The 26365-nt window shown below is 44.6% G+C and carries 25 protein-coding genes; 17 read left to right on the top strand and 8 right to left on the bottom strand.

The genetic code is table 11. From position 1 onward, the window contains the following. The first annotated feature begins 129 nt into the window (after positions 1-129). Positions 130-1446 carry an MFS transporter gene (locus MSG33_RS14505; RefSeq protein WP_248381326.1) on the top strand — a complete coding sequence of 439 codons (1317 nt, stop codon included), beginning with the start codon at positions 130-132 and terminating at the stop codon, positions 1444-1446. Between the two features lie 59 nt (positions 1447-1505). Here MSG33_RS14505 and MSG33_RS14500 read toward each other — a convergent pair whose 3' ends face one another. Then, entirely contained in the window at positions 1506-3518 is a 2013-nt protein-coding gene (locus MSG33_RS14500; RefSeq protein ID WP_065645046.1) for an NADPH-dependent 2,4-dienoyl-CoA reductase, read from the bottom strand. Positions 3519-3742: 224 nt separating this feature from the next. Here MSG33_RS14500 and sppA point away from each other — a divergent pair, with 224 nt between their 5' ends. After that, complete coding sequence (gene sppA / locus MSG33_RS14495) at positions 3743-5593, top strand: signal peptide peptidase SppA (protein WP_248381325.1); 1851 nt, start codon at positions 3743-3745, stop codon at positions 5591-5593. Positions 5594-5757: 164 nt separating this feature from the next. Continuing rightward, positions 5758-6771 (top strand): asparaginase, encoded by a 1014-nt coding sequence (gene ansA / locus MSG33_RS14490; protein ID WP_046874512.1) that lies wholly within the window; start codon positions 5758-5760, stop codon positions 6769-6771. 105 nt (positions 6772-6876) lie between these two features. Here ansA and MSG33_RS14485 read toward each other — a convergent pair whose 3' ends face one another. Further along, the gene (locus tag MSG33_RS14485; protein WP_005380700.1) at positions 6877-7161 is read right to left on the bottom strand and encodes a DUF1315 family protein; all 285 of its coding nucleotides are present in this window, start codon (positions 7159-7161) and stop codon (positions 6877-6879) included. Positions 7162-7262: 101 nt separating this feature from the next. Between MSG33_RS14485 and MSG33_RS14480 the strand changes: the two genes are divergently transcribed. Continuing rightward, entirely contained in the window at positions 7263-8084 is an 822-nt protein-coding gene (locus MSG33_RS14480) for a DUF2989 domain-containing protein (protein WP_248381324.1), read from the top strand. 115 nt (positions 8085-8199) lie between these two features. On the opposite strand, the gene msrB is transcribed toward MSG33_RS14480, so the two are convergent. Further along, complete coding sequence (msrB, locus tag MSG33_RS14475; RefSeq protein ID WP_248381323.1) at positions 8200-8610, bottom strand: peptide-methionine (R)-S-oxide reductase MsrB; 411 nt, start codon at positions 8608-8610, stop codon at positions 8200-8202. Positions 8611-8947: 337 nt separating this feature from the next. On the opposite strand from msrB, the gene gap reads away from it, so the two are divergent. The 10 genes from gap (at position 8948) to MSG33_RS14425 (ending at position 19061) form a co-directional block, all read left to right on the top strand. After that, entirely contained in the window at positions 8948-9943 is a 996-nt protein-coding gene (gene gap / locus MSG33_RS14470; RefSeq protein ID WP_012841556.1) for a type I glyceraldehyde-3-phosphate dehydrogenase, read from the top strand. A gap of 158 nt (positions 9944-10101) precedes the next feature. After that, a complete protein-coding gene (locus tag MSG33_RS14465; RefSeq protein WP_012841555.1) occupies positions 10102-10986 on the top strand; it encodes a D-hexose-6-phosphate mutarotase in 885 nt (294 codons plus the stop codon). A 199-nt stretch (positions 10987-11185) separates the two neighbouring features. Further along, positions 11186-13222 carry a methyl-accepting chemotaxis protein gene (locus tag MSG33_RS14460; RefSeq protein ID WP_124008378.1) on the top strand — a complete coding sequence of 679 codons (2037 nt, stop codon included), beginning with the start codon at positions 11186-11188 and terminating at the stop codon, positions 13220-13222. A 96-nt stretch (positions 13223-13318) separates the two neighbouring features. Next, positions 13319-14164, top strand: coding sequence for a 23S rRNA (guanine(745)-N(1))-methyltransferase (gene rlmA / locus MSG33_RS14455; protein WP_248381322.1), 846 nt, complete (start codon positions 13319-13321; stop codon positions 14162-14164). Positions 14165-14242: 78 nt separating this feature from the next. Next, positions 14243-15190, top strand: a complete 948-nt coding sequence (locus MSG33_RS14450) for a ChaN family lipoprotein (protein ID WP_248381321.1) — start codon at positions 14243-14245, stop codon at positions 15188-15190. Positions 15191-15441: 251 nt separating this feature from the next. Beyond that, positions 15442-15801 (top strand): hypothetical protein, encoded by a 360-nt coding sequence (locus tag MSG33_RS14445; RefSeq protein ID WP_047010122.1) that lies wholly within the window; start codon positions 15442-15444, stop codon positions 15799-15801. A gap of 397 nt (positions 15802-16198) precedes the next feature. Then, positions 16199-17776 (top strand): alkaline phosphatase, encoded by a 1578-nt coding sequence (locus tag MSG33_RS14440; protein ID WP_248381320.1) that lies wholly within the window; start codon positions 16199-16201, stop codon positions 17774-17776. A gap of 136 nt (positions 17777-17912) precedes the next feature. Then, positions 17913-18212 (top strand): ribbon-helix-helix domain-containing protein, encoded by a 300-nt coding sequence (locus MSG33_RS14435; protein WP_031780613.1) that lies wholly within the window; start codon positions 17913-17915, stop codon positions 18210-18212. Positions 18213-18363: 151 nt separating this feature from the next. Further along, complete coding sequence (locus tag MSG33_RS14430) at positions 18364-18759, top strand: VOC family protein (protein WP_005397245.1); 396 nt, start codon at positions 18364-18366, stop codon at positions 18757-18759. Between the two features lie 17 nt (positions 18760-18776). Next, entirely contained in the window at positions 18777-19061 is a 285-nt protein-coding gene (locus MSG33_RS14425; RefSeq protein WP_248381319.1) for a putative quinol monooxygenase, read from the top strand. Between the two features lie 68 nt (positions 19062-19129). Here the strand turns inward: MSG33_RS14425 and MSG33_RS14420 are convergent, their stop codons facing one another. Continuing rightward, positions 19130-20809, bottom strand: coding sequence for a mechanosensitive ion channel family protein (locus tag MSG33_RS14420; protein ID WP_031780612.1), 1680 nt, complete (start codon positions 20807-20809; stop codon positions 19130-19132). A 190-nt stretch (positions 20810-20999) separates the two neighbouring features. After that, a complete protein-coding gene (locus MSG33_RS14415) occupies positions 21000-21440 on the bottom strand; it encodes a YcgN family cysteine cluster protein (protein ID WP_005384948.1) in 441 nt (146 codons plus the stop codon). Between the two features lie 188 nt (positions 21441-21628). Here MSG33_RS14415 and MSG33_RS14410 point away from each other — a divergent pair, with 188 nt between their 5' ends. Then, entirely contained in the window at positions 21629-21877 is a 249-nt protein-coding gene (locus tag MSG33_RS14410) for a GlsB/YeaQ/YmgE family stress response membrane protein (RefSeq protein ID WP_005397239.1), read from the top strand. Positions 21878-22003: 126 nt separating this feature from the next. Then, complete coding sequence (locus tag MSG33_RS14405; RefSeq protein ID WP_025574470.1) at positions 22004-22252, top strand: YkgJ family cysteine cluster protein; 249 nt, start codon at positions 22004-22006, stop codon at positions 22250-22252. 18 nt (positions 22253-22270) lie between these two features. Here the strand turns inward: MSG33_RS14405 and MSG33_RS14400 are convergent, their stop codons facing one another. Genes MSG33_RS14400 through MSG33_RS14390 form a run of 3 tightly spaced genes read right to left on the bottom strand, consistent with a single transcriptional unit; the run spans position 22271 to position 24632 of the window. After that, positions 22271-22930 carry a PAS domain-containing protein gene (locus tag MSG33_RS14400; RefSeq protein WP_005397228.1) on the bottom strand — a complete coding sequence of 220 codons (660 nt, stop codon included), beginning with the start codon at positions 22928-22930 and terminating at the stop codon, positions 22271-22273. Between the two features lie 28 nt (positions 22931-22958). Next, a complete protein-coding gene (locus tag MSG33_RS14395; protein WP_031429678.1) occupies positions 22959-24236 on the bottom strand; it encodes an L-serine ammonia-lyase, iron-sulfur-dependent, subunit alpha in 1278 nt (425 codons plus the stop codon). A 15-nt stretch (positions 24237-24251) separates the two neighbouring features. After that, positions 24252-24632, bottom strand: a complete 381-nt coding sequence (locus MSG33_RS14390) for a RidA family protein (RefSeq protein WP_046874501.1) — start codon at positions 24630-24632, stop codon at positions 24252-24254. Positions 24633-24949: 317 nt separating this feature from the next. Here MSG33_RS14390 and MSG33_RS14385 point away from each other — a divergent pair, with 317 nt between their 5' ends. Continuing rightward, positions 24950-26209, top strand: coding sequence for an aromatic amino acid transport family protein (locus tag MSG33_RS14385; protein ID WP_065645052.1), 1260 nt, complete (start codon positions 24950-24952; stop codon positions 26207-26209). Positions 26210-26365 lie beyond the last annotated feature (156 nt).

Here is a 26365-nt window from a genome sequence, read left to right as displayed (position 1 = left end):
TTTAGCACAATCTGTTCCTACGAATAACAACCGGTTTTCTGTGGGCTTGATAACGTGCTTCACTTAACATCAAACTGGATTTAATGTTAATTTATTCGCGAAATGAATAAGTTGAACATAGGCAGGTTGATGAACAAGGATAAACAAAACAGCATTTACGAAAAGATCGTTAATGACGAAGATGCCCGTGCCTGTAAGGCGATTCCTGAATCAGCTTGTCATCAAGTTCCCGGCAACTTTCTTAAAATCATTCTTGCTCAGTTTTTAACGAAGGTCGGCGATGCGTTAATCAACCCCAAAGTCACGTTGCCGTGGATACTACAAAGTCTCGGGGCACCGGTTTACTTAATTGGTTGGCTCGTTCCTATTCGTGAATCAGGTTCCCTTATCCCACAACTTAGCATCGCGCACTACATCCGACGCATTCCAGTAAGAAAATGGGTCTGGGTAATTGGCAGCATCTTGCAGGCTCTTTCCATATTTGCGATCGGATTGGTCGCATTAACTCTGACAGGAGCTGCTGCGGGTTATGGTGTAATTGCATGTCTTGTGATCTTCAGTCTCTCACGCGGTTTAAATTCCGTCGCATCAAAAGATGTGTTGGGCAAAACCATCCCTAAAAACCAACGAGGTCAAGTCAACGGCTGGTCTTCAAGCGCTGCTGGCCTTGTTACACTACTTTTCGCTAGCCTTCTGGCACTGGCCTGGTTATGGGACGTAGAGCCGACGGAGCGCTTTTACAGTCTGAGTTTAGGGTTAGCGGGCGTCATATGGCTTATTGCGGCATTAGTTTATGCACGAGTTAATGAGTATGCCGGTGAGGTAGACGGTGGTCGAAATGGCGTCCTTGAGGCATTTAAACAACTCGCGTTACTTAAAACAGACGTGACCTTTCGTCGATTCGTTATCACGCGGACACTATTTTTATGTTCTGCGCTGAGTGCACCGTACTACGTTGTGCTGGCACAGCAATCTCTCGGTGGACAGCTCTGGGTGCTAGCTCTCTTTATGTTTGCGAGTGGCTTGGCCTCCTTTGTGTCAGGTCCTTTCTGGGGAAGAATGTCCGATCGCTCTAGCCGCAGTGTTATGGTCATCGGCGCAACGATGAGCGCGCTACTTGGCGTTGTTTTATTTGTTTACGATACGTGGGTCACCGCTAGCCAAAGCTTCCTATTCGTGATTCCTCTGCTCTACTTTTGTGTGTGTATTGCCCACGACGGAATACGAGTCGGACGAAAAACCTACTTAGTTGATATCGCAGAAGGTGACAAGCGGACAAGCTATGTAGCCGTGAGTAACACGGTGGTTGGAATAATGCTGCTTCTAATGAGTTCTCTTGGTGTTATGTCGAACTTTTTGAGCCTTTCAGCAGTGGTGTTAGTGTTCTCTTTTATTACTTTTGCTGGCGTGGTAATGGCCAAACAACTGCCAGAAATCAGTGACTAGTTCTATACAAAAAAGCTGCGCTCAAAGCGCAGCTTTCATAGTAAACACACCTTGAAAGACTAGAGTTTTACCGCCAATTTAACACCTTGACGAATCGCACGCACAGCATCAAGTTCACCCGCATGGTCAGCTCCGCCAATGATATGAATCTTCTCTCCAAGTTCAGACCATTTATCTTCAAATGGACGAACAGACTCTTGCCCCGCACAAATAACGACTTTGTCCGCGTTCAATAATTGTTCTTTTCCATCTACATGAATGTGCAAACCTTGATCATCAATTTTATCGTAAGACACGCCACCGACTAAATGTACGCCCCGTTTTTCAAGGGTACGTTTATGGATCCAACCTGTCGTTTTACCCGGACCTTTACCTACACGACCTTTACGACGCTGAAGTACCCAGACTTCTTTATCGCTGACCGCATCAGGGTAAGGGTATAAACCACCCGGTTGAGACATCTCTTTGTCGATTCCCCATTCATGCAACCAGTCATCCAACGTTTGTCCAACTGGCTCTGTGAGCATGGTCGCGACATCTACGCCAATACCACCTGCACCAACGATAGCCACTTTCTCACCGACTGGCGTTTTGTCTCGAATGAGAGTTTGATAGTCGACGACTTTCTCTGGGTTATCAATTCCATCAATATTGACTTTACGTGGCTCAACACCCGATGCCATCACTATCTCATCGTATTCTGTGAGTAAGTCATAGTTCGCTTCCGTCGATAAGTGCAGATTCACGCCTGTTTCATCAATACGGTTAGCGAAATATCGTATCGTCTCTCGAAACTCTTCCTTACCAGGGATCTGCATCGCAAGACGGAACTGACCACCGATGCGGTCGTTCTTTTCGAACAAATCAACCTTATGGCCACGTTCAGCCAGTGTAGTCGCACAAGCCAAGCCCGCAGGGCCTGCACCAACAACGGCAATGTTTTTCTTCTTAAAGGCTGGTTCAACAACAATTTCGGTTTCATAGCACGCAAGTGGGTTCACTAAGCAACTGGCGCGCTTACCTTTAAACACGTTATCTAGACATGCCTGATTACATCCAATACATGTATTAATGAGCTGCGCTTTTTCCTGCTCAGCTTTAGCAACAAAGTAAGGATCGGCCAAGAATGGGCGAGCCATCGAAACCATGTCAGCATGACCTGAAGATAAAATGCGTTCTGCTTCATCTGGCGTATTTATACGGTTGCATGTGATAATAGGAACCGAAACGTGAGGCTTAACTTTTTCCGTAACCCACGTAAACGCACCGCGTGGTACTTGAGTCGCAATGGTAGGAATTCGAGCCTCGTGCCAACCGATACCCGTATTGATAATCGTGACGCCAGCCTCTTCAAGCGCTTTCGCCAATTCGATAACGTCTTCAAATGTGCTGCCCTGCTCGACAAGATCCAGCATAGAGAGACGGAAAATGATGATGAACTTGTCACCCACCGCCTTACGAACCGCTTTGACAATTTCTAGCGGAAAACGCATACGTTTTTTGTAGCTACCACCCCATTCGTCGTAACGCATGTTCGTGCGCTTACATAAGAATTGGTTTATCAGGTAACCTTCCGAGCCCATCAACTCGACGCCATCATAACCTGCAAGCTGGGCTAACTCAGCGCTGTTCGCAAAGGCATCAATGGTTTTCTTTATCTGGCGGTCGCTCATTTCACTCGGAGCAAACTTTGCAATTGGCGCTTTAATGCCAGACGCACTTTGCGAGAATGGATGCATGGCATAACGCCCAGCATGGAGAATTTGTAGGGCAATTTTGCCACCGTGCTTGTGCACCGCTTCTGTCACAACTTTGTGGGCCTTGGCATGCTTTGGCTTGCTGAACTCAGCACTCAACGGGTGCAAACGACCGCGTAAGTTAGGAGAAAAACCTCCGGTGACAATCAATCCAACACCGCCTTTCACGCGTTCTTCATAGAAAGCGGCGAGCTTCTGTAATCCTTCTTTGTGCTCTTCTAAGCCCGTGTGCATTGATCCCATCAGGACTCGGTTTCGTAATTGTGTAAAACCGAGATCCAGTGGCTTTAATAGGTTTGGGTACATGGCAGACATCACTTAACATCCATTGTTATTATCATGGTCTGACCAGATTAAGCCCGCTCAACCAAAAAATCAAACAAGCGTTTACATTTTTGTAACACCGATCAATCTCGCGTGAAAATATGCCAATTGTTGAGTGGTCGTGATAAGCTAAAAAAATGTTATCTTTTGAGATCTTAGAGATAAGAACCCATACTTTGTTAGACTCGGCGTAACTATCTCGTTATGGAGACAAGATGAAAAAACTCTTCAAATTTATTGGTTTGATATTTAAAGGGATATGGAAGAGCATCACCTTTATCAGACTCGCACTGGCAAACCTGATCTTCTTGCTGATGATTGCCGTTTTCTACTTTGCTTTTACTTATACCGGAGACGGTCAACCCGTCGTCGAAAAAGAGTCGGCATTGGTGATGAATCTTTCAGGTCCGATTGTCGAACAAAGACGCTATGTAAATCCAATGGACTCTTTTGCTGGTTCCCTTTTGGGCAATGAGTTACCGAAAGAAAACGTCCTTTTCGATATCGTTGATACTATTCGCTACGCGAAAGACGATCCTAAAGTGTCTGGATTAGTGCTAGCACTGCGAGACATGCCAGAAACAAATCTCACGAAATTACGTTACATCGCGAAAGCGTTGAACGAATTTAAAGCGTCAGGTAAACCAATTTACGCTGTAGGTGATTTCTACAACCAAAGCCAATATTACTTGGCAAGTTACGCTGATAAAGTTTACCTGGCACCGGATGGCGGCGTATTGATTAAAGGTTACAGTGCCTATTCAATGTACTACAAAACGTTATTGGAAAAGCTTGATGTTTCTACTCATGTTTTTCGCGTAGGTACTTATAAATCCGCTATCGAACCGTTTATTCGTGATGACATGTCCGATGCGGCGAAAGAGTCTGCAACACGTTGGGTTACTCAATTGTGGAGTGCTTTTGTTGATGACGTAACGACAAACCGAAATATTGATGCGAAAGTGCTTAACCCAACCATGGATGAGCTGATTGACGAAATGAAGTCAGTGGACGGTGATCTTGCTCAGCTAGCGGTTAAACTGGGCTTGGTTGATGAACTCGCGACACGCCAAGACATTCGCACTCTATTTGCAAAGCAGTTTGGTAGTGACGGCAAAGACAGCTACAACGCGATTGGTTACTACGACTACCTCGCCACGATTCGCCCTGATTACACACTACCTCAGCACGATATCGCCGTTGTTCTAGCAAGTGGCGCGATTATGGATGGTCAACAACCTCGTGGTACTGTCGGTGGTGATACCGTCGCAAGCTTGTTGCGTCAAGCACGCAATGATGAAAAGGTGAAAGCGGTCGTGTTGCGAGTAGATAGCCCTGGGGGTAGTGCCTTTGCCTCTGAGGTGATTCGCAACGAAGTAGAAGCACTAAAACAAGCAGGCAAGCCAGTTGTTGTATCCATGTCGAGTTTGGCTGCCTCTGGTGGTTATTGGATTTCAATGAGCGCAGACAAGATCGTTGCTCAGCCAACAACCCTGACGGGTTCCATTGGTATCTTTAGCGTCATCACCACGTTTGAAAAAGGCTTTAGTAAGTTAGGCATTAATACTGATGGCGTTGGCACATCGCCGTTCTCTGGTGACGGTATTACCACTGGCCTTTCTGACGGCGCGTCTCAAGTATTCCAATTAGGTATCGAGCACGGTTATAAGCGCTTTATTTCTTTGGTTGGCGAGAATCGAGATATGTCTCTAGAGGAAGTCGACAACGTCGCTCAAGGTCGAGTTTGGACTGGTCAAGATGCACTATCCTTTGGTCTTGTCGACCAGATGGGTGACTTTGATGATGCTGTAGAGCTAGCGGCGAAACTTGCGAACGTGACCGATTACGGCATTTACTGGGTAGAAGAACCTCTTTCTCCTACTGAACTATTTTTACAAGAGTTCATGAAACAGGTGAAAGTCTCTCTAGGTATCGATGCAACCAGCTTGCTACCAAAAAGTCTTCAACCCGTAGCTCAACAGTTCGAGCAAGACGCAAGCTTGCTACAAAGCTTTAACGATCCTAAAGGTCAATACGCATTTTGTTTGAACTGCCAAGTGCAGTAGCTTTTTCATTAATATTACAAAGGGTATCTCTACTTGAGGTGCCCTTTTTATTACGCTCAACATCTCCTCAGATGACTTTCTGATGCTGTGCGCATAGCCTCGCATCTCAAGGTTATTTAGGTATATAATCCCCGCCTCTGTTCCCCTACATGAAAGAAAAAACGATGACTAGAAAACACATCTACATCGCTTACACCGGTGGCACCATCGGAATGCAAAAATCGGATCACGGCTATGTGCCTGTTGCTGGCTTTATGGAAAAGCAACTAGCAAGCATGCCAGAGTTTCACCGTCCTGAAATGCCGGATTACACTATCCACGAATACGACCCTCTGATTGACTCATCAGATATGACGCCTGCCGACTGGCAGCAGATTGCGGATGATATTCGTGACAACTATGACAAATACGATGGTTTCGTCATCCTACATGGTACTGACACCATGGCATACACAGCATCTGCATTGTCTTTCATGCTTGAAAACCTTGGCAAGCCAGTGATTGTTACGGGTTCACAGATCCCTCTCGCAGAGCTGCGTTCTGACGGTCAAGCAAACCTATTGAATGCTCTGCATATTGCCGCAAACTACCCGATCAACGAAGTTACTTTGTTCTTCAATAATCAGTTGATGCGTGGTAACCGCAGCACAAAATCTCATGCGGACGGTTTTAATGCCTTTACTTCACCAAACCTTCCTCCACTACTGGAAGCCGGGATCAATATTCAAGTAAGCAACAGCGTAACCGTTGGTGCACAACCAGAAGGTGAATTTAAGGTTCACAACATCACACCACAACCAATCGGTGTGATCACCATGTACCCAGGCATTTCACACGAAGTTATCCGAAACACGCTTCGTCAGCCCGTGAATGCGATGATTCTTCTGACTTTTGGTGTGGGCAACGCGCCTCAAAACCCTGAGCTACTGGGCCACCTAAAAGAAGCCTCTGAGCGCGGCGTTATTGTCGTGAACCTAACTCAATGTTTGGCAGGTAAGGTGAATATGGGCGGCTACGCCACGGGTTGTGCACTGGCAGACTCTGGAGTTATCAGCGGCTTTGACATGACGCCAGAAGCGGCACTAGCAAAACTGCATTACCTTCTAAGCCAAAACCTTTCTTACGAAGAAGTGAAAGAGAGAATGCAGCAAGTACTGCGTGGTGAGATGAGCCTGTAAATTCAAGCTTACTACGATCTAAAAAGCCCAATAGAGATTGGGCTTTTTTCTTTTAAAGTCAAAGTAGTAGCGGTAAACGACACCCTGTAAAAATCAAAGGTTCACTTAATCAATGTTTGGATTGACACGAACAATGTCGCTCTCTTCTCCGCTAAATTGTTTTTTAAGTTCTTGCTTCGATTTAAAGCTGATTTCACCGCCGGCTGCAACCGTCATATGCTGCGCATCAGTATTATGTTTTGATTGATACAACATCACAGCTTGCATACACGAATCTCGCTGCTCTTTAGAAAGTGTTGTACCCTCAGGCCATCTTCCCGTTTCTACTGCATAGACTAAGCGATCATAAACTTCTGGAGTCATCGCTTGTAATAGTTGTTCTGCGTCCATAATGTACCTTCTTATTACATTCTATTTACAGAACATAACGGGTTAAGAAACTGAGTCAAGAATACGAAAATGAATTGGTGTAACGGATCACAAGCAAAGCCATGAAAAGAACACACTGGTTACTTCTCAGCCTCACAAGTCTCGCACTAACGGGCTGTTTCGAAGGTAACGTGACAACCGAAGAGTTGTGCCAAAAAACACCAGAGCTGCGCTGCAAACAGCTCAATATGGATGACGGGCAATGTCGAGTTCCCAGAACAAACTTAGTATGGCATCGGTTTGAGCAATTGAAAAAACCATCAGAAGCCAACCAAATCATCGAATACGGTCTGGTCGCTGAATATAGAAAATGCTTAGAACTCGCCTCTCAGATCACACCTATTGATCAAAGTGCTCTCAAGAGACAGCGTTTTAACGCTTTGGTACACAGTATTGATGAGCTAGAACGCATCGTAAACGAGTTAAAAGGCTCAGAAGACCCGGCTACTTTGTATTTTTTGTGGTCTCAAACGGGTGACATCCAAGCTCGTCGCGCATTTTTACAAATGGAAGGCTCACCCAAGTTAAATACTGCTGAGATGCAATATGCATTAGCTACTTTCTATACTAATCGAGATGCCAAGAAAACGTTAGTACTGCTGAATAAAGCGTTGTCTTTATCGGATGAAGACAACCTTAATCCGATCATTCTCAAATCAATGGCAAGCATTCATCAAGGGCTTGGAGGAAAAGAGCGCGCGTATCTGTGGGCAATGGTTGCAAAAAGATTCGACGTCCCGCTTGCCGATGAAAAGCAGCTCAAGCGTATGTTTAATTTTAGTCATGCAGAGCAATATCAGCAGCTAGATGAATTAGCTGAATCGGTGGCAAAAGCCATAGAGAGAGGGAACTACTCTCCAGCAATGATACCCAAAGAGATATAAACGAAAAAACTCCCGCAATTGGCGGGAGTTTTTCGTTGGGTCAAACTACACTCTGTTTTCTACTTACAACAAATCGTATTGAAAGGATAAAACACTATCGAGCACAATTTTGTCGTTATTGTTCTGATTTGTTGAAAATTAACGACACCGAATTAACACAAAAACGCTCACCCGTGGTCTGTGGGCCATCTTCAAAAACGTGCCCTAGATGGCTATCACATGCGGCACAACGAATCTCTGTACGTACCATTCCGTGACTCAGATCTTCTAAATAGCGCACCGCTTGATCATTGATGGGCGCATCAAAACTTGGCCAACCACAGCCAGAGTCATACTTGTTATCAGAGACAAAGAGAGGGGCATGGCAACAGGTACAAGCATAAACACCCGTCTCTTTATTATGCAGTAGTTTACCGCTGAAAGGCGGTTCTGTACCTTGCTCTCGGCAGACACGAAACTCTTCTTCAGAAAGTTGCTCACGCCACTGCTCATCTGACTTCGCCACTTTTTTCCCGCTTTGTTCCACGACTTTCTGCTCCTTCTTTACTGTTTTTGGTATTGACTTTTTTAGCAAAAAACTTGCTTCTCTTAACAGTTGTAGCACATACTTTCTCACCAGGACACCATGCGTAATTAATTTGATAAGAGCACTTATCTCACCAGTTATATTACGCCAACTGGACTACAGAAGAATCAGTTAAAAGTTTAAAAAACGAACATTTACGAAGAATTGTTAAAAAAAGCGTCGCTTTTTTTTGACTTTAAACAAGTTAAGTCCGATTATCACTTGCAGATGTTTACTGGATTCTGTAATTTTACTACCAGTTATCTTTAATCAGAAATTAAGTTGTGGAGCAACTATAATGACTATCAAAGTAGGTATTAACGGTTTTGGCCGTATCGGTCGTTTCGTATTCCGTGCAGCGCAAGAGCGTGCTGACATCGAAGTTGTAGGTATCAACGACCTTATCGACGTAGATTACATGGCATACATGCTTAAGTACGACTCAACTCACGGCCGTTTCAACGGTACTGTTGAAGTTGAAGGCGGTAACCTAATCGTTAACGGTAAAACTGTACGTGTTACTGCAGAGCGCAACCCTGCGGACCTTAAGTGGGACGAAATCGGTGTTGACGTTGTTGCAGAAGCAACTGGTCTTTTCCTAACTGACGAGACTGCACGTAAGCACATCGAAGCTGGCGCGAAGAAAGTTGTTCTAACTGGTCCTTCAAAAGACGCTACTCCAATGTTCGTAATGGGCGTTAACCACGCGACTTACGCTGGTCAAGACATCGTTTCTAACGCTTCTTGTACTACTAACTGTCTAGCGCCTATCGCTAAAGTTCTTAACGACAAGTTCGGTATCGAATCTGGTCTTATGACTACAGTTCACGCTACTACAGCAACTCAAAAAACTGTAGACGGTCCTTCTGCTAAAGACTGGCGCGGTGGTCGTGGTGCTTCTCAAAACATCATCCCATCTTCAACTGGTGCTGCTAAAGCTGTAGGCGTTGTTCTTCCAGAACTAAACGGCAAACTAACTGGTATGGCTTTCCGCGTACCAACAGCTAACGTTTCTGTAGTTGACCTAACAGTTAACCTAAAAGAAGGCGCATCTTACGAAGCTATCTGTGCAGCAATGAAAGAAGCTTCTGAAGGTGAGCTAAAAGGTGTTCTAGGTTACACTGAAGATGCAGTAGTATCTCAAGACTTCATCGGTGAAGTTCAAACTTCTGTATTCGATGCTAAAGCTGGTATCGCTCTAACTGATAACTTCGTTAAAGTTGTATCTTGGTACGACAACGAAATCGGTTACTCAAACAAAGTTCTAGACCTAATCGCTCACATCTCTAAGTAATTAGATAGTTAGCAATTAGCGAATAACTTCGTTAAAGAAAAGGCGGCTCTAGAGTCGCCTTTTTTGTATCTGGAATTTGAGAGAATACCTCGGCGCTGTTGCATTGTATTTGCGACGGATGTCGAAACCCTACTTTCCCCAATGATAGGAAACAGCACATGGATTTAAAAACTCTCCCAGCTCTAACCGTGTTATCTGATAACGTTACTGTCGTTGAAATTGATCAGGTCAAAGTAGTACGTGTTATTCATGAGAAAGCGACAGCAGGCATCTCCTTACATGGTGGTCACGTTGTTTCGTTCACTCCTGCTGGTCATGAAGATTTGATTTGGATGAGCGAGAAGGCGATTTTCGACGGGAAAAAAGCCTTACGAGGCGGCATTCCCGTTTGCTGGCCATGGTTTGGGCGTATTGCAGCACCGGCTCATGGTTTCGCACGTACTGCTGAATGGGAGCTGGTTGAACATCGCGAGAACGATAACGGCGTGATTGTTGAACTTGCTCTGTTCCCGACAGAAGAAATCCACGATATTTGGCCACATATGTTTGACGCTCGTTTGGTGGTTGAAGTTGGCGATGAGCTAAAAGTGACACTCAAAGTCATGAACATCGATGACGAAGCTTGGACCTTCTCTGGCGCGTTACATACTTACCTAAACGTTGGAGACATTAAGCAAGCACAAACAACAGGCATGGGTGCCGAGTACATTGATAGCTTGAAAGCTGATGCGGTATGCCAAGGTGGTGATGTTCTGCAACTCACAGACACCATTGATCGCGTTTACACGCAACCAGAAGCGAAAATTTTGGTAAAAGATCCGGAACTGAATCGTACATTAAGCGTGGAAAACCATGGTCATAACTCCGCGGTACTTTGGAACCCTTGGGCAGAAGGTGCACAAGGTATGGCTGATATGGCTGACGATGGTTACCAAACCATGCTGTGTGTTGAATCTACTGTTCACGCTCCAAGTATCGAGCAAGGTAAAACGCTCCAGCCAGGTGAGACTCATGAACTTGTCACTGTAATTTCAGTGCAGTAGTTATAACCAGATCAAAGGTCGGGAATACCCGACCTTTTTTGTAATAAAAGCCCCGACTAGATGGTCCTCTCTCAACTAACTTATTGGTTATCAGTCACTTTTGACTATTTCATTAATAAATATCAAAAAATTCGATCATATAAACCGATAGCATGCCGATACAAAACTCATAAATAATAAAAATATCAGGAACTGTTCTATGTTAGAGAGATACCGAAATCAAAGTGTCGGATTCCAGTTAAAGCTGGTTATCACTTTGTGTCTATTCATTGCTTTCAGCAGTATTGCTGCGCTTGTTTACCGTAACGCTTCCGATGTTCTATTGGAAAGCACCCTTAAAGAGCACCAATCTAAAGTAGAGTCGATGGCAAAAACCATTGCTGGCCAATTCGATGCTTATCTGCATACCGCTAAAGTGCTCGAGTCCACTTTTCGTAATGGCTACCTTGCCGGTGTTTATGTCGAAAACTATACCGTTGATTTCATGGGTCACGAAATACCAAACATCACTCAATACAGTGAAAGCTTAATTAACGACACAAAGCTGGTCGATAGCTTCACACGTGATACCGGTGCTATCGCGACTTTATTCGCGCCTTTGGGAGATGACTTTATCCGTGTATCTACCTCACTAAAAGATCCACAAGGTCAACGAGCAGTGGGAACCACGCTAGGTCTCGACCACCCAGGTTATCAGCAACTAAAAGCTGGTCAGCCATATTACGCTCAAATAAAGTTGTACGGCGAACGATACATTACCTATTACTCTCCAATTAAAGATGCTACAGGAAAAGTTGCAGGGTTATCGTTTATTGGTTTGCCTGTAGATCAAGCAACACAAACGCTATTCGATGCGCTAGAGGAGATTAAATGGGGCGATACTGGCTATACCATCATTGTCGACAACGACGACAACAATCTTGGTAAGTACCTACTCCATCCGACCAAAAGTGCAACCGACCCTTCAATCACAGAAGTTCGTGACTACGAGGGTAATAAGCCTTTCCATAAAATTTTTGAACAAAAGAGCGGATTAATTCTCTACCCTTACCAATTCGGCTCAACAGTCGGCGAAAAGTACTTAGTGTTTACCGAAGTACCAGGCTGGAACTGGAAACTACTGGGTGGTACGTTCATCAAAGAAGTGACCAAAGGCAGTGATACACTACTCAAACTTATCGCCATCATTTCTTCGGTAGCGGCAATCATTACTTTTGTTGTACTGACACTTTTCTTGAATCGCAGCTTAAAACCTCTGACCGTTCTAAACTCCTATATGACTCGCTTGGCGGGCGGCGAGGTCAGCTTGAACGTCCCATCGTCTCGTAAGGCATCAAAAAATGAAATTACGAACCTGAATACGGGTGTCGCCAGTATGGCAAGTCAACTCAATGAACTTGTTGGTAAGATCCGTTCCACAAGCGACTTAGTAGAGAGCAACTCCAACAGCGTTGCCAATGATGCCCATAGCAATTTAACCCAAGCTGACCGCCAACAAGAAGAAGTAGAACAAGTGGTAACAGCAATCGAAGAGATGGCCTCTTCTGCTCAATCGGTGGCGCAGCAAGTAGAAAGCATTGCGGAAAACGTACGCTCAGCGAATACCGATAGTCAATCTGGTCTCGCGATTGTAGAAGGCGTATGTATCGATGTTGCTCAACTTAACGATCAGTTGGATCAATCAGCAGCGGCTATCGAGCAAGTCAATCGCGATAGTGAGAGTATTCAAACCGTCACGAAGATGATTGATGAGATTGCAGAGCAAACCAACCTACTTGCGTTGAATGCAGCCATTGAAGCCGCACGAGCAGGTGAGCAAGGTCGTGGCTTCGCAGTTGTAGCAGATGAAGTGCGCACACTTGCGCACCGTACACAAAGCTCAGTTCAGGATGTAGTTGAAATTATTGAGAAGCTAAAAGGCTCTACTCATAATGCAGTTAATATGATGACTGACAGCCAACGCAGTGCCAACCAGGTCTTAGACAAAGCACAAGACGCGGGTACAGCATTAGAAGCCATCGCAGTACAAGTCCAGTCGATAGCGTCTCAAGCCGACGCCATTGCTGCGACCTCAGAAGAGCAAGCGCAAGTATCCCAAGAAATTGCTGCAAATGCCCATTCTATCAGTGAGCTAAACCGAGAAAGCCGCGACACCAGCGCGAAAACCTCGCAAAGTGCCATTGAACTGCAACAACAAGCTCGGAACTTGAAAGAGCAAGTCGACTTCTTCCACTAATACTTAATAAGAGCCGATTCCATCGGCTCTTTTTGTTTCACTTGAGACCACGCTTTTTGATAGAATTTGCCGCCCTACTTTCTGTTCGAGATCGTCATGAACTATCAATGCCCTTTATGCCACCAAGCTCTAGCGTTAAATGAAAAAACGTTTAAGTGCGAAAACAATCATCAGTTTGACTTAGCAAAAGAAGGCTACGTTAACTTGATGCCAGCGCACCACAAACGTTCTAAAGATCCTGGTGACAATAAAGAGATGATGCAAGCTCGTCGTCGATTCCTTGAGGGGAATTACTACAACCCAATGCGCCAAGAGGTTGCGCAGCTGTGTGCGAAATACACAGAGGGAACCGATCATCAATTATTAGATATTGGTTGCGGCGAGGGTTACTACACGGATCAAGTGCAGAAAACGATACAAACGCAAACGGACGATGCGACGATATATGGACTGGACATTTCAAAAGTTGCGATTCGTTATGCGGCGAAGCGCTACACACAGTGTCACTTTAGCGTCGCTTCTAGCCATCGGCTTCCTTTCGCGAATGAATCCTTAGATGCTATTTTGCGCATTTATGCCCCTTGCAAGGCAGAAGAGCTTCAGCGCGTTGTAAAAGAGAACGGTGTGGTCATCACGGTGACACCTGCAAGCCGTCACTTATACCAACTACGTGAACGCATTTATCAAGATGTTCGTCTTCACAGTGAAGAGCCAGAACATATTGAAGGATATGAATTAGAGCATCAACAACATCTTAACTATGTTATGAATTTGAAGGACGGGGCCGCATTCGATTTATTGCAAATGACGCCATTCGCATGGAAAGCAACCGATGCACTTCGTGAAGAATTGAAGTCCACTACACTCTATCAATGTGAGGCTGATTTTATGCTACGCGTATATCGCAAAAGTCCACTCAGTAATAATAGTGGCAGACAATAAACGCAAATAGTTATCATTTATATTGATTCATTGTTCAGCCTCCATTAATATCATCCGGACATTTTTGGAGGCTTTTCAATGCGCTTTTCTATTTTAAGCTTGCTCTTTGCTGGCTTACTTACTGGTTGTTCTTCTGTTCCATCAACCAACTCTCACCCTACCTCTGCGGAAGTCACTACTTTTTACGACTACCAACTTTACACTCCTTCTGGCGAGCACATCGCTCTAAGCGAACTACCAAAAGAGCTGCAACAAGCAGATGTCATTCTTATTGGTGAATGGCACACACATGCCGGCGTTCATCGCTTTCAAACCGATATGCTCAAACAACTTTCATCTTATGACCGCCCACTCGCGTTATCAATGGAACAATTTACCCGCGACAAACAACCTGTTGTTGACGCTTACCTGCGTGGGGAAATCGGTGAACAGTACTTGATGAAACAAGCCAATGCTTGGCCCAATTATGAGAGCGACTATCGCCCTCTCGTTGAGTTTGCTAAGCAGAAAAATCTCCCGGTGATTGCTGCGAATGCACCAAAGGGCATTGTCCGATGTATTGGTCGTCAGGGGATAGACTACGTTAACAAGCTCGATGATGAGCAGCGAGCGTTTATTGCAGAATCCATCAACACGGCCAGTAGTCCATACAAAGAGAAGTTTATGGCATCCATGCATCATGGGAAACCAGAACAAACCGAGAAACAGTTTGCAGCTCAAGTAACTTGGGATGAAACCATGGCAGAGTCTATTGTTAACTACCTAACCGCCACACCAGGAGCTCAGGTTGTTCATGTCGCGGGCAAGTTTCATACCGAGCAAGGGTTAGGTACGGCTGCATCCATCTTAAGCCGCAATCCGAGCTTAAAAGTAGTTCTAATTAGCCCAACAGATAATGTGCTTGCTGATCATACTGATTATCAGTTAGAGGTTCTTGCACCACCAGTACGGTATGTACAAGATGCTCACCGCATGGCGGCATATCAACACCTCACTAAGCGCAATAGCGATCTTCAATGTAAGTAGCTGGTCTCCAATTTAAGTTACTACCTTGTCGTTGCGTTGCATCATCACACTGCTCCGAGTTCATAGAGTGACAACGGTCTGCTTCCTGCTGGTCTATTTTTTGCTAATGATCACGAATAGAAACCAGAAGCGGCAAAAGCAGACCTGTTTTTATCCAAATAGCTTCAGAAATAGAATTTGCCGCCGATAGTAATATAACTGCTTTTTACCCGCACTCAGTGAACGAGTGTCGATGTTCCAAGGAGTATTCGATGAATCCAGTAGGAAGCACTTCTGTTAATAGCTATGCCAAACAATCTGTCGCCTCTAAGCAAACAAGTATTGCACAAGAGGAAGGCAACGCTTCGCCGCTAAAAGTCGAACACAATAAGGTGACACTGTCTACGGAGGGCAAAGCGCTCCTCGCCGCTCTGCAGCAAATCGAACACGACAGTAAGAGAGTAGAAGCAGAAGATAAATCTGTTGGTGAAAAAGTGGAGTCCTTTACACATGGCGCACTTGGCATGGATCACCCTGACAAAATCGAGGAAGAAGAAGACGGCTCATACTCTGCGGGTCAATACCTTTCTGCTGCCCTCACTGTCGGTGGCATCATATTAGCGTTGGTCTAATAATCGTTACGACAATAAATCCTATTTGAATAAATCACTAACTGCAGCCCATAATTTGATACGTCAAAGAACGATATGTCGTAAACGTAGGTTATATACTCCTCAATTCGACCGCTCTTATGACCTTAGAACGCATACTCGTTTATTGCTCCCTAAACTAGGTTTCTTGTGAAGGCACTGAATGGATAACTTTAGTCCATGCTTTCAACTCCTAAGCGTAATCCAAGCCCACGTTTGTGGGCTTTCTTCTTTCTAAATTCACAAACGTTAGAGGTTGATTCACTTTTTCTACAAACCCAAGCAAAGACGACAATTTAGTTAAACTTTTATTACCGACACAAAACCGTCATAAATCATTGTTTTAATGCCAGCGCTTTTAATAAACAAGGAAAATATAATGAAGCGCTTAGTATCTCCAATCGTTACCGCAGTGGCAGCATCAACCCTATCTTTTAATGCACTCTCAGCCGAAATCAAAAACGTTATTCTGATGATCGGCGATGGCATGGGGCCTCAACAAGTTGGTCTACTAGAGACTTACGCCAAACACGCACCTAACTCGATTTACAAAGGCGAAACTACCGCTTTGTATAAACTCGCTCAAGAAGGTGTCATTGGCTCTTCACTGACCAATCCAGAAGACGCGATTGTCGTCGACTCTGCGTGCTCCGCAACGATGCTAGCAACAGGAATACCTACCGCTTCTGAAGTCATTGGCATTGATAGCCAAGGCAACCACGTTGAAACCATTTTGGAAAAAGCCAAAAGCAAAGGTAAGGCTACGGGTCTCGTCTCTGATACACGTATGACTCATGCAACGCCAGCCGCGTTTGCCGCTCATCAACCACACCGTTCTCTAGAAAACAGTATTGCGGCGGACATGCTAGAAACTGGCGTTGACGTGATGATGTCTGGCGGACTTCGTCATTGGATTCCAAAGTCGACAAACGACAAGGGAGAGACATACGAGCAACTTGAAAAGCTCACTGAAGGTAATATCTACCTAAAGTCGAAACGTAAAGATGAGCGCAACTTGCTTACTGAGGCGCAAGACCAAGGTTACAACCTGGCTTTCAGCCGCGATATGCTCACACAAGCTAAAGGTGACAAATTACTTGGACTTTTTGCTTACTCGGGCATGAACGATGGTATTGCCTACAGTCAAAGCAAAAACGATCCAAAACGTACGCAGCCATCACTGGAAGAAATGACCACCAAAGCAATCGACATCCTTTCAAAAGACAAAGACGGCTTTTTCTTAATGGTTGAAGGCGGTCAAATTGACTGGGCTGGCCACAGTAACGATGCGGGTACGATGCTGCATGAAATGATCAAGTTCGACGAAGCGGTAGACTCGGTTTATGAGTGGGCAAAAGGCCGTGATGACACACTGATCATTGTTACCGCTGACCACGAGACCGGTTCTTTCGGCTTTAGTTACTCATCAGCAAACTTGCCTAAACCGCAAAAACGCGACGGCGAAGCATTCAAAAATCAAGATTACGCGCCAAACTTCAACTTTGGTCAGTTCGAAATCCTCGATGGTTTATACAACCAGAAGAAAAGCTACTACGGTATGATCAGCGAATTCCAAGCGCTTGATAAGAAAGCTCAAACACCAGAGAAGTTTGCAGAAATTGTGAATGCAAATAGCGCTTTTTCGATTACGCCTGAGCAAGCAGAACGCGTATTAGCAAGTAAACCAAATCCATACCGACTCGCTGGACACAAATACTTAAGCGAAGAGAACGTTCCTACAATCAATGACTTTGATGCGTTCTTTCCTTACAACGACCGTGGCAACTTGCTAGCTCGTGAACATGCAACAAAGCAAAACACAGTATGGGGAACGGGTACTCATACGCATACCCCAGTCAACGTATTTGCTTGGGGACCGGCAGAAACTATCCTTCCGGTATCAAAAATCATGCACCACTCTCAGTTAGGTGAGTACTTAAAGCAACAAATCAAATAATCGGCTTGCACTTACTTCACGACTCGTGATGTTCAAACGCTCTCGTAAGGGAGCGTTTTTTTATGCATGAAAATAGTTGACGTTTTAAACAATAAACCTCAATAATTATAGGTCTTTGATTATATGAATGAAGAAAATGTGCGAAATATTTGCTAAGCAACCCCAAGACAACTATCAGTTCATCACCCGCTCTATCCGTATTGATGGTCACGCAACAAGTGTAAAACTTGAAGCGAGCTTTTGGACGATTCTTGAGGAAATTGCTAACGCTCAAAACATGACTGTTCCTAAGTTTATTAGTACGGTCTATCAAGAAGCGCTCGAATACAATGGTGAAGTAAACAACTTTGCCTCCCTACTCCGCTGCGCCTGTCTCACTTACGCTCGCCAGCCTAAAGAGACGATTCGTCAAGCACTGACACAACTAAACACTTAATAACAACCAACCACCGACCAACCTACCAATAACCCTCATAGGCTATGCAACAGAGTTGTAAGCCATTGAGCATGTTCTAATTTGTCGTACTAGAGTACTACCCAGACTCCTTTTGAACTCGCTAACCTATGCGGACTATCAAGGAGTACCCATGACAAAAATGATTCACACCATGATCCGAGTCAGCGATCTGGACCGTTCTCTACAATTTTACCGCGACGTACTTGAGCTAGAAATCAAAGACCAATACATCTTTGATGGTTTTTCTCTGACCTATCTAGCCAACGAAGAAACTGGCTTTGAATTAGAGCTAACACACAATCACGATCAAACTGAGCCTTACACTCACGGCTCAGGCTACGGTCACCTTGCTGTCAGCGTAGAGGACATCGAACAAACTCACAAACGCATAAAATCTCTCGGTATTGAAGCGGGTGACATCAAAGCTTTTGATCACCAACAAAAGCATTTGGCAACGTTCTTTTTTGTGACTGATCCTGATGGTTACAAAATTGAGTTCTTACAACGCCAAGGGCGTTACCTATAACAAAAAGAGTAAACATCATGATTCACTTGACTGCTACCTTCCAGGCACAACCGGGAAAAGAACAAGAACTGAAAGCAGTGCTCACCCGAGCACTTGAACCCACTCGCAATGAGGAAGGTTGTGTTCGTTATCAGTTATTCCAAGATAAAGACAATGCGTGCCACTTCGTTTTTCAAGAGCAATTTAAAGACCAACAAGCGTTCGATCTTCATGGTGAAACAGAACACTTTGCTCTTTTGATTAGCCAAATCGACAACTTGCTAGAATACGAACCGAAATTGGTGTTCTTTAACGAACTGTAAAAACACCGCTTAATGCAAATAAAAAGGCACTCTTTCTAGAGTGCCTTTTCGTACTGTTTTGGCTGTGATTACGCGTCTTGTTTCTCTACCATGTGCAAATGCACATCTTGTTGTGGGAAAGGAATCGAAATGCCTTCTCGGTCAAAGCGCAGTTTCACTTCTTTTGTCACATCCCAATACACGTCCCAATAATCATCAGTTTTTACCCAAGGACGAACAATAAAGTCTACAGATGATGTGTTTAACGTATGCACTTTGATCATCGGCTCTGGTGTACGAAGTACTGCAGGGTGAGAAGTAATGATATCAGACAGCACTGACTCGGCCTTCAGCAAGTCATCCGCATAGCCAATGCCAAACACCATATCCACACGGCGAATGCGCTCGTGTGTGACGTTCTTAATGACATCTCCCCAAATTTTACTGTTAGGTACAATAATAATTTGGTTATCAAACGTACGGATTGTGGTGTTCACCAAACTCATATGGCTTACCTTACCATCCACGCCACCAGCATACACAAAGTCACCAACATCAAATGGGCGGTAAATAAGCAACATCATACCCGCCGCGAAGTTGGACAAGGTGTCTTGTAAGGCGAAGCCGATAATCACACCAGCAATACCAAAACCGGTTAGGATCGGTGCCAGGTTCAATCCGAGCTGAGATAGGCCCACCATGATACCAATCACCCACACGAACTTGCCGGACATTGAGATAAAGAAATCCTGCATCAAGTGTGAGAGCTTTAAGTTTTTCGATGAAACCGCCTTGCTGACCACTTTGCGCGTTAACTTCGCGAGCCCACGAGCGATCAATAAAATCAGCGCAAATACAAACAACTGGAAAATGTGCTGTGGCGCATTTTCGGCAAACCAGTCTAGTGCCGAGTTGGACCAATGGCTCAGTATTGACCACACTACTTTGGTATTCAGTAAATCGTGGGTGATATTCCCTGTCACTTCGAAAATTTGGCGTTTGTACTCGGACGTTTCTAAACCGACTTTATCGCCAATCGAAATTAAATTGCGTAGGCTTTCCGTCGCAATATTCAGTCTTTGTTTAGTAATAAGCTGACTTAGCTGCAGTGACGCTTTTTCCGATTCAGGGCTTGACGAAAGTTGAGAGCCGATGATCTCACTTTGCTGACTCAAGTACTCAATTGAGGCAGACAGCAAACGCATGCGTTTATCAACTTTATCCTTTAGTTCCGCTTCTGCGCGCTCATTTTGAGCCCCTAACTCTTTCAGCCAAGCAAGGTTTTGCCAACTTGAATCGAAGCTGACATCGAGGTAATGCTGTAACTCTCGGTAATCATTAACAAGAGCAAGTTTCTCTTCATCCTTGGCTTTATTTAAATCTTCAACGACTTTCTTTATTTTTTCCGACAGATAGTTTGTGGCGTCCTCAGAGTATTTTTCCTGCTTTTTAACCAAGGAGATCAATTTGTCGCGAGGGATAGTTTCACGTTCAATCGCTGATGCTAACTGACTTCTTAACTCTTCATTTTTTTGGAACAGCTGCAGTTGAAGCGCGTCGCGCTCATCACCACTCGCTTGCGAGAGACCTTGGGATAAATCCACAATTTCTCGATTCAAGTTATCAATAGAAGTTTCGGCAGCAGAGGGCTCTGGCGTATCCTGAATATCTTTCGCATTGATGACCATCGGGGCCATCATACCGAGGATAAGCGTGAATAATGCCACCCAAGATGTCAGGCGTATTTTCTGGGGGAAATGAAACGTCATGTTTACCTCTTAGGGAACAGTTCTGATCAAAACGACCAAGAATAGAAGTGTAAAGCCTTGAAATTATATACCTAAGTTTACAACACTAAATAATAAACTGAGCAGCATTTCGTTAGTTGGGCGTCAAAGTTGAGAAACCCAATAACAAACAAGCCTTTCATTATTAGATGAAAGGCTTGTGTAAATTTAACTACGGGCGATTGGGGTGATTCAGAATATGGTCTTCCCAATCCACCACATCAATCTCGTATACCACTTTATTGCGGACACTTTCGCCCGCCGCGTGCATCGCAGATTTCGAGCCCGTAATCAACGGATGCCATTCTGGTAAAGGCTGCTTTTCAGCCAACAGGCGGTAAGCGCACGTATGCGGCAGCCAAGTAAAATCGTCGATGTCTTCGCGCGTCAGCTTGGTGCACTCTTCACCCGAAGTAAAACGATTTGGGTAATCCTTACAAGAACACGTTTTGCTATTTAGCCAGCTACAGGCCACATTGGTGTAATAGATTTCATCGGTATCTTCGTCCATTAGCTTATGCAGGCAACATTTACCACAACCATCACAGAGAGATTCCCATTCCTCTTCTGTCATCTGCTCTAACGATTTACTTTGCCAAAATGGAGTGCTCATACTTCAGGTCTCACCAAGGGAATTTAGGGGGCGATTTATACCCCTCTCGACGCAAAAGTTCAAGTTTTGAGAAGATCTCGAATCATTCACACATAACAGTAGAGATATTCAACTACTTTCGCTTTACTGTTCTATCCTTAAACGAGTTTCCATTACTCAATTGATCAAGAAGGCATTAAGGAGTTTTCATGGGTATTATTTCTTGGATTATTTTGGGCTTAATCGCCGGTGCACTCGCAAAATGGCTCATGCCAGGAAAAGATGGGGGTGGCTGGATTGCGACAATGCTACTCGGTATTGCTGGGGCGTTTGTCGGCGGCTTTCTTGGCGGTATTCTGGGTTTCGGCGGGGCAACTGGCGTAAATATCGGTAGCATAATCACCGCAACGCTAGGCGCATTTATTCTGCTGTTTGTTTACAACCGCTTCTTGAGATGATCACAACGGTTTAGAAGCCAAAAGGAGCACTCTATTGAGTGCTCCTTTTTATTTTTTCTTAGGCGACTCTTCCAATCCACGTCAAAATGACCATAATTGCCCCTCAATTTTTAAGAGGTTTACATTATGGATTGTCGACTAGGATGCGGAGCTTGCTGTATTGCGCCAAGTATCTCTTCACCGATACCTGGAATGCCCAAGGGCAAACCAGCAGGTGTTCGTTGCGTACAACTCAACGATGATAATTTGTGTAAGCTGTTTGGTAAGCCTGAGCGCCCTAACGTTTGTCACGATTTTAAACCGTGTCCGGTTGTGTGTGGCAAAACCAACCAAGAAGCGCTCGACAACATCACTGAGCTAGAGCAACTTACTTAATCTATTCAGAGCCCCCGTTTAGTCGTTACCAAGCTCTCGTAAGTACAAGTAGATGGTATCGCGCGAAATGCCAAGATGGTTTGCAACCATTAAAACAGCATCTTTGTATTTAAAAATGCCTAAGCCGTGCAGTCGCGTCACCAGTTCACGGTTACGTTTAGAAGGCGCAATGGCTTCATTTTCCCACACTTCTGTTTGTACGGTTTCTATCGTGCTGATGATGGTTTCATCGATATTACGCGCAAACGTTTCTGGTGATCGAGCGCCACCAACACAACACTCGGTGTGTTGCTGAGGCAGCATTGCCTTTAAAAACGCCTGCATCGGTGCATCCATATCTACGTTGATACACAGCAAACCAATCGGTTTGTTTTTTGGATTTCTGACAATGGTCGTAATGGAGTGCAAGGTCTTTCCGTTCGACGTTTTCGTCAGGTACGAATCAGAAACGTCCTTACCCTCTCTTAACTTCATTCTCGCTAAGTTGGTAATTGGGGCACCTTCACTGCGTTCCGTCACGTGCCCATTTGCGATTTTGATGATTTCCGGCGCTTCGGCATCTAAGCTGTGGAGAACCACTTCAGTGTGTTCACCATACATACGTGCAATGCCATCCACGACGTTTTTCATAGAGTTCAAAATATCGAGATCACTCTTGGTGAGTTTCTTTAGTAGCAATGTTACTTCCCTTAGCAAAAACTGGAGGTTAGGCCGACATAATATCGATAATAGATTTGTCAGTATACGGCATACCGAAACGAACCATTGAGCCAACATTTCTTATCGTTTGCTCAACTTCTTCGCCTACTATACCTTGATTCTTAACACTGTGGTTACCCATCGCCATCAAATATGAGCGCACCGCCGTTGTCGACGAAGTACACACTTTCATCGCACAAGAGGACTTCGCACCATCGCACACCATACCTGAACTGTCGCTGATGACGTTTTGAATGGCGTAGCATGATTGCTCAAATGTACCACCAGCTAAATACACCAGCGCCATAGAAGCTGCCGCACTGGTAACAGTGTTGCCACAAAATGCGGATAACGGTGGGTAATAAGATTTGATGTAAATAGCCCCTAAATGGCTCATGATCAACGCGCGAGCCAACTGTTCTTCGTCGTTTTGGAATACTTCTGCCGCAACTACAACTGGCATTGTAGCGGCAATACCTTGGTTCCCACTGCCGAAATTGCTCATGGCTGGCAACGTTGCCCCTCCCATGCGAGCATCAGACGCCGCTGATGTCATCATCTGTATACGACTCATTAAGTCATTGCCCAATAAGCCTTGCTCGATGTTGCCTTTTAGCGTGCGTCCAATTTCTAGGCCGTAACCTCGGTCGATACCCTCTTGAGCCAGCAAGGTATTAAGCTCTGCAGCTTGGAGAATGAATTTGATCTCTTCAAAAGGCGCCTGAGTGGCAAACTCATAGATTTGTTTGATCGAAATATCCACACCTTCACAAACAGAAGCGGTTGCAACGCGTTGCTGCGGTGGAGCATCAAAAATCACGTCGCCATTGCGCATGATCTGGATAATGTTGGTGTGACCGCCACTGATCGTGACCGAAACAACATCGTCACCAGAGGTGAGCGTTACGCTGCAATAAATGAATTCTTGCGTATCCATGCGCGCTACAGTTACCCGCTCTTCATCTATCAATTGTTGCGCAGCAGCAACATCCTGCTTATTAATCCGAGCCAACACTTCCAGTTCTGCTGTTGGGTCACCGGCTAATGCACCAACTGAGGCGGCAATTTTGAGGCCTATCTTGCCCGTTCCAGGTACGAAAACACCCATCGAGTTTTTAAATAGGTTGTCTGAAACACGCACCTCTATCGCATCAATATCGGATGTGCCTAACTCTTTTCTAGCAACTGCTGCCGCGTACGCAGCAGCAATGGGTTCTGTACATCCTAATGCAGGTTTCACAACTTGCTTAATGATTTGGATATATTGTGTCCATTGCTGGTTCATGCTCTGTTCTCCGTATTACTTTTTATGAGCAATCGCTTCGACTTCAATTAACACGCCAAGAGGCAAATCTTTCACTGCGAAGCAACTGCGTGCCGGACAATCTTGTTGGAAAAACTCTGCGTAGACCTTGTTAAACTCGGCAAAGTCATTAATATTCGATAGGTAACACGTTGTTTTTAAAACAGTATCGACACTGCCACCACCAGCCTCTAAAACGTGCTTCAAGTTAGTAAGAGATTGATGACTTTGTGCACTGATGCCGCCTTCAACGACTTTTCCTGTTGCCTTATCAACGGGTAATTGGCCAGAAGTAAAAATCAAATCGCCATAGCTAGTGCCATGTGAATAAGGTCCGATAGCAGCAGGCGCGTGTTCAGATGAAATCAATTTTTTCATTTTCAAATCCTCACATAAATTTTATTTTTTATTAAGAAGTTTCTAATTCAACTTCCGTATTAGCGTTATTTTTTCAATTAAATATGAATTAAACAACTAGATCAGATCACAAAATTCGTTAAAAACTCCAATTTATTTGAACTTCTTCGCCAAGATCTCAAATTTATCTGAATTTTCCACAAAAAAATTGGTGATATACATTTTCTCAATTAAATTTGAGAAAAATTCATACTAACAAGAGAAACAATAAAATGAGCGTGACAGCACCTACACAAACCTTACCTATCGGTAAAGAGCCACCGCACGTAAAAGCAGGCATGGCCCTAGACGAGTGGAAAGCCGCGATCAAGTTTGATAGCACAGACTGGGGATGGGTGATCATGAGTATCGGCATGGCAATCGGTGCCGGTATTGTCTTTTTACCAGTAAAAGTAGGCGTATTGGGCCTTTGGGTATTCTTGGCCTCTGCCGTGATCGGCTACCCAGCAATGTACTTATTCCAACGCCTTTTCATCAACACTCTCTCAAGTTCACCAAAGTGCCAAGATTACGCTGGCGTCATTTCCGGCTACCTTGGTAACAAATGGGGGGCGTTATTAGGTGTGCTCTACTTCATCATGTTGGTGATTTGGGTCTTTGTTTACTCAACAGCTATCAACAATGACTCGGCATCTTTCCTACATAGTTTTGGCATCACGGAAGATTTATTGTCTGAAAACCCGCTATATGGTCTGGCTTTAGTGTGCGCGCTGGTCGCTATTGCATCTCGTGGTGAAAAGATTTTGTTTAAGGTCAGTACTGGTCTTGTACTGATTAAACTTTGTACCGTTGCATTACTTGGCGTCATGATGATCGAGAAATGGGATGTAGCGAATGTCGGTGCGATTCCAGAAACAGGCGCTGGTTTGAAAGATGCAATTGAGCTACTGCCGTTTACTCTGACGTCTATTCTCTTCATTCAAAGTTTGAGCCCAATGGTGATCTCATACCGCTCAAAAGAAAAATCGATTGAGGTTGCTCGCTTTAAAGCCATGCGCGCAATGAAAATTGCTTTCGGTATCTTGTTTGTGACCGTCTTCTTCTACGCGATTTCCTTTACGCTTGCGATGTCACATGAACAAGCGGTTAAAGCAGCAGAAGAGAACATCTCTGCTCTTGCGATGGTTGCGCAAGGTATGGACGGCACGACGCTAAAACTAATGAGTTTGATGCTGAATATTTTCTCAGTAATGACTGCGTTTTTTGGCGTGTACTTAGGTTTCCGCGATTCTTGCCAAGGTCTAGCGATGCTGGCTCTAAAAAAGGTCATGCCTGAAGAGAAAATCAATAAAGACTTAGTCACCAAGGGAATCATTCTCTTTGCGATTCTCATGGCGTGGGGTGCGATTGTATTGAATCTACCAGTTCTGAGCTTCACATCAGTATGTAGCCCTATCTTTGGTTTGATTGGCTGTTTGATTCCAGCTTACCTTGTCTACCAAGTGCCTTCTTTACACAAATACAAAGGCGCGTCGCTTTACTTGATTATTGCGACTGGTATTTTGTTGTGCGTATCACCTTTCGTCGCATTTAGCTAAAACCTACGTTGCCTTGGCTGTTACTCAGGTAGTGATGGCCAAGGCAACCTTAAGATTCAACTCTCCTCTCCCTGCTTTTCTCTCATCCTTGAGAACTCTTGCCACATACCGTCCTATTTGCAGTCTTTACGCGATCTCCCTCACACTTAATTGACA

The organism is Vibrio sp. 1CM7H, from assembly GCF_023161645.1.
Classification (GTDB): domain Bacteria; phylum Pseudomonadota; class Gammaproteobacteria; order Enterobacterales; family Vibrionaceae; genus Vibrio; species Vibrio diabolicus.
Note: the sequence above shows the minus strand (reverse complement) of the source record. Positions and strands in the feature narration are given on the sequence as shown.

What these genes read in the sequence shown, in the direction of transcription:
- MSG33_RS14505 (WP_248381326.1), top strand. Translation starts at nt 130, where the DNA reads ATGAACAAGGATAAACAAAACAGCATTTACGAAAAGATCGTTAATGAC.
- MSG33_RS14500 (WP_065645046.1), bottom strand. Translation starts at nt 3,518, where the DNA reads ATGTCTGCCATGTACCCAAACCTATTAAAGCCACTGGATCTCGGTTTT.
- sppA (WP_248381325.1), top strand. Translation starts at nt 3,743, where the DNA reads ATGAAAAAACTCTTCAAATTTATTGGTTTGATATTTAAAGGGATATGG.
- ansA (WP_046874512.1), top strand. Translation starts at nt 5,758, where the DNA reads ATGACTAGAAAACACATCTACATCGCTTACACCGGTGGCACCATCGGA.
- MSG33_RS14485 (WP_005380700.1), bottom strand. Translation starts at nt 7,161, where the DNA reads ATGGACGCAGAACAACTATTACAAGCGATGACTCCAGAAGTTTATGAT.
- MSG33_RS14480 (WP_248381324.1), top strand. Translation starts at nt 7,263, where the DNA reads ATGAAAAGAACACACTGGTTACTTCTCAGCCTCACAAGTCTCGCACTA.
- gap (WP_012841556.1), top strand. Translation starts at nt 8,948, where the DNA reads ATGACTATCAAAGTAGGTATTAACGGTTTTGGCCGTATCGGTCGTTTC.
- MSG33_RS14465 (WP_012841555.1), top strand. Translation starts at nt 10,102, where the DNA reads ATGGATTTAAAAACTCTCCCAGCTCTAACCGTGTTATCTGATAACGTT.
- MSG33_RS14460 (WP_124008378.1), top strand. Translation starts at nt 11,186, where the DNA reads ATGTTAGAGAGATACCGAAATCAAAGTGTCGGATTCCAGTTAAAGCTG.
- rlmA (WP_248381322.1), top strand. Translation starts at nt 13,319, where the DNA reads ATGAACTATCAATGCCCTTTATGCCACCAAGCTCTAGCGTTAAATGAA.
- MSG33_RS14450 (WP_248381321.1), top strand. Translation starts at nt 14,243, where the DNA reads ATGCGCTTTTCTATTTTAAGCTTGCTCTTTGCTGGCTTACTTACTGGT.
- MSG33_RS14445 (WP_047010122.1), top strand. Translation starts at nt 15,442, where the DNA reads ATGAATCCAGTAGGAAGCACTTCTGTTAATAGCTATGCCAAACAATCT.
- MSG33_RS14440 (WP_248381320.1), top strand. Translation starts at nt 16,199, where the DNA reads ATGAAGCGCTTAGTATCTCCAATCGTTACCGCAGTGGCAGCATCAACC.
- MSG33_RS14435 (WP_031780613.1), top strand. Translation starts at nt 17,913, where the DNA reads ATGTGCGAAATATTTGCTAAGCAACCCCAAGACAACTATCAGTTCATC.
- MSG33_RS14430 (WP_005397245.1), top strand. Translation starts at nt 18,364, where the DNA reads ATGACAAAAATGATTCACACCATGATCCGAGTCAGCGATCTGGACCGT.
- MSG33_RS14425 (WP_248381319.1), top strand. Translation starts at nt 18,777, where the DNA reads ATGATTCACTTGACTGCTACCTTCCAGGCACAACCGGGAAAAGAACAA.
- MSG33_RS14420 (WP_031780612.1), bottom strand. Translation starts at nt 20,809, where the DNA reads ATGACGTTTCATTTCCCCCAGAAAATACGCCTGACATCTTGGGTGGCA.
- MSG33_RS14415 (WP_005384948.1), bottom strand. Translation starts at nt 21,440, where the DNA reads ATGAGCACTCCATTTTGGCAAAGTAAATCGTTAGAGCAGATGACAGAA.
- MSG33_RS14410 (WP_005397239.1), top strand. Translation starts at nt 21,629, where the DNA reads ATGGGTATTATTTCTTGGATTATTTTGGGCTTAATCGCCGGTGCACTC.
- MSG33_RS14405 (WP_025574470.1), top strand. Translation starts at nt 22,004, where the DNA reads ATGGATTGTCGACTAGGATGCGGAGCTTGCTGTATTGCGCCAAGTATC.
- MSG33_RS14395 (WP_031429678.1), bottom strand. Translation starts at nt 24,236, where the DNA reads ATGAACCAGCAATGGACACAATATATCCAAATCATTAAGCAAGTTGTG.
- MSG33_RS14390 (WP_046874501.1), bottom strand. Translation starts at nt 24,632, where the DNA reads ATGAAAAAATTGATTTCATCTGAACACGCGCCTGCTGCTATCGGACCT.
- MSG33_RS14385 (WP_065645052.1), top strand. Translation starts at nt 24,950, where the DNA reads ATGGCCCTAGACGAGTGGAAAGCCGCGATCAAGTTTGATAGCACAGAC.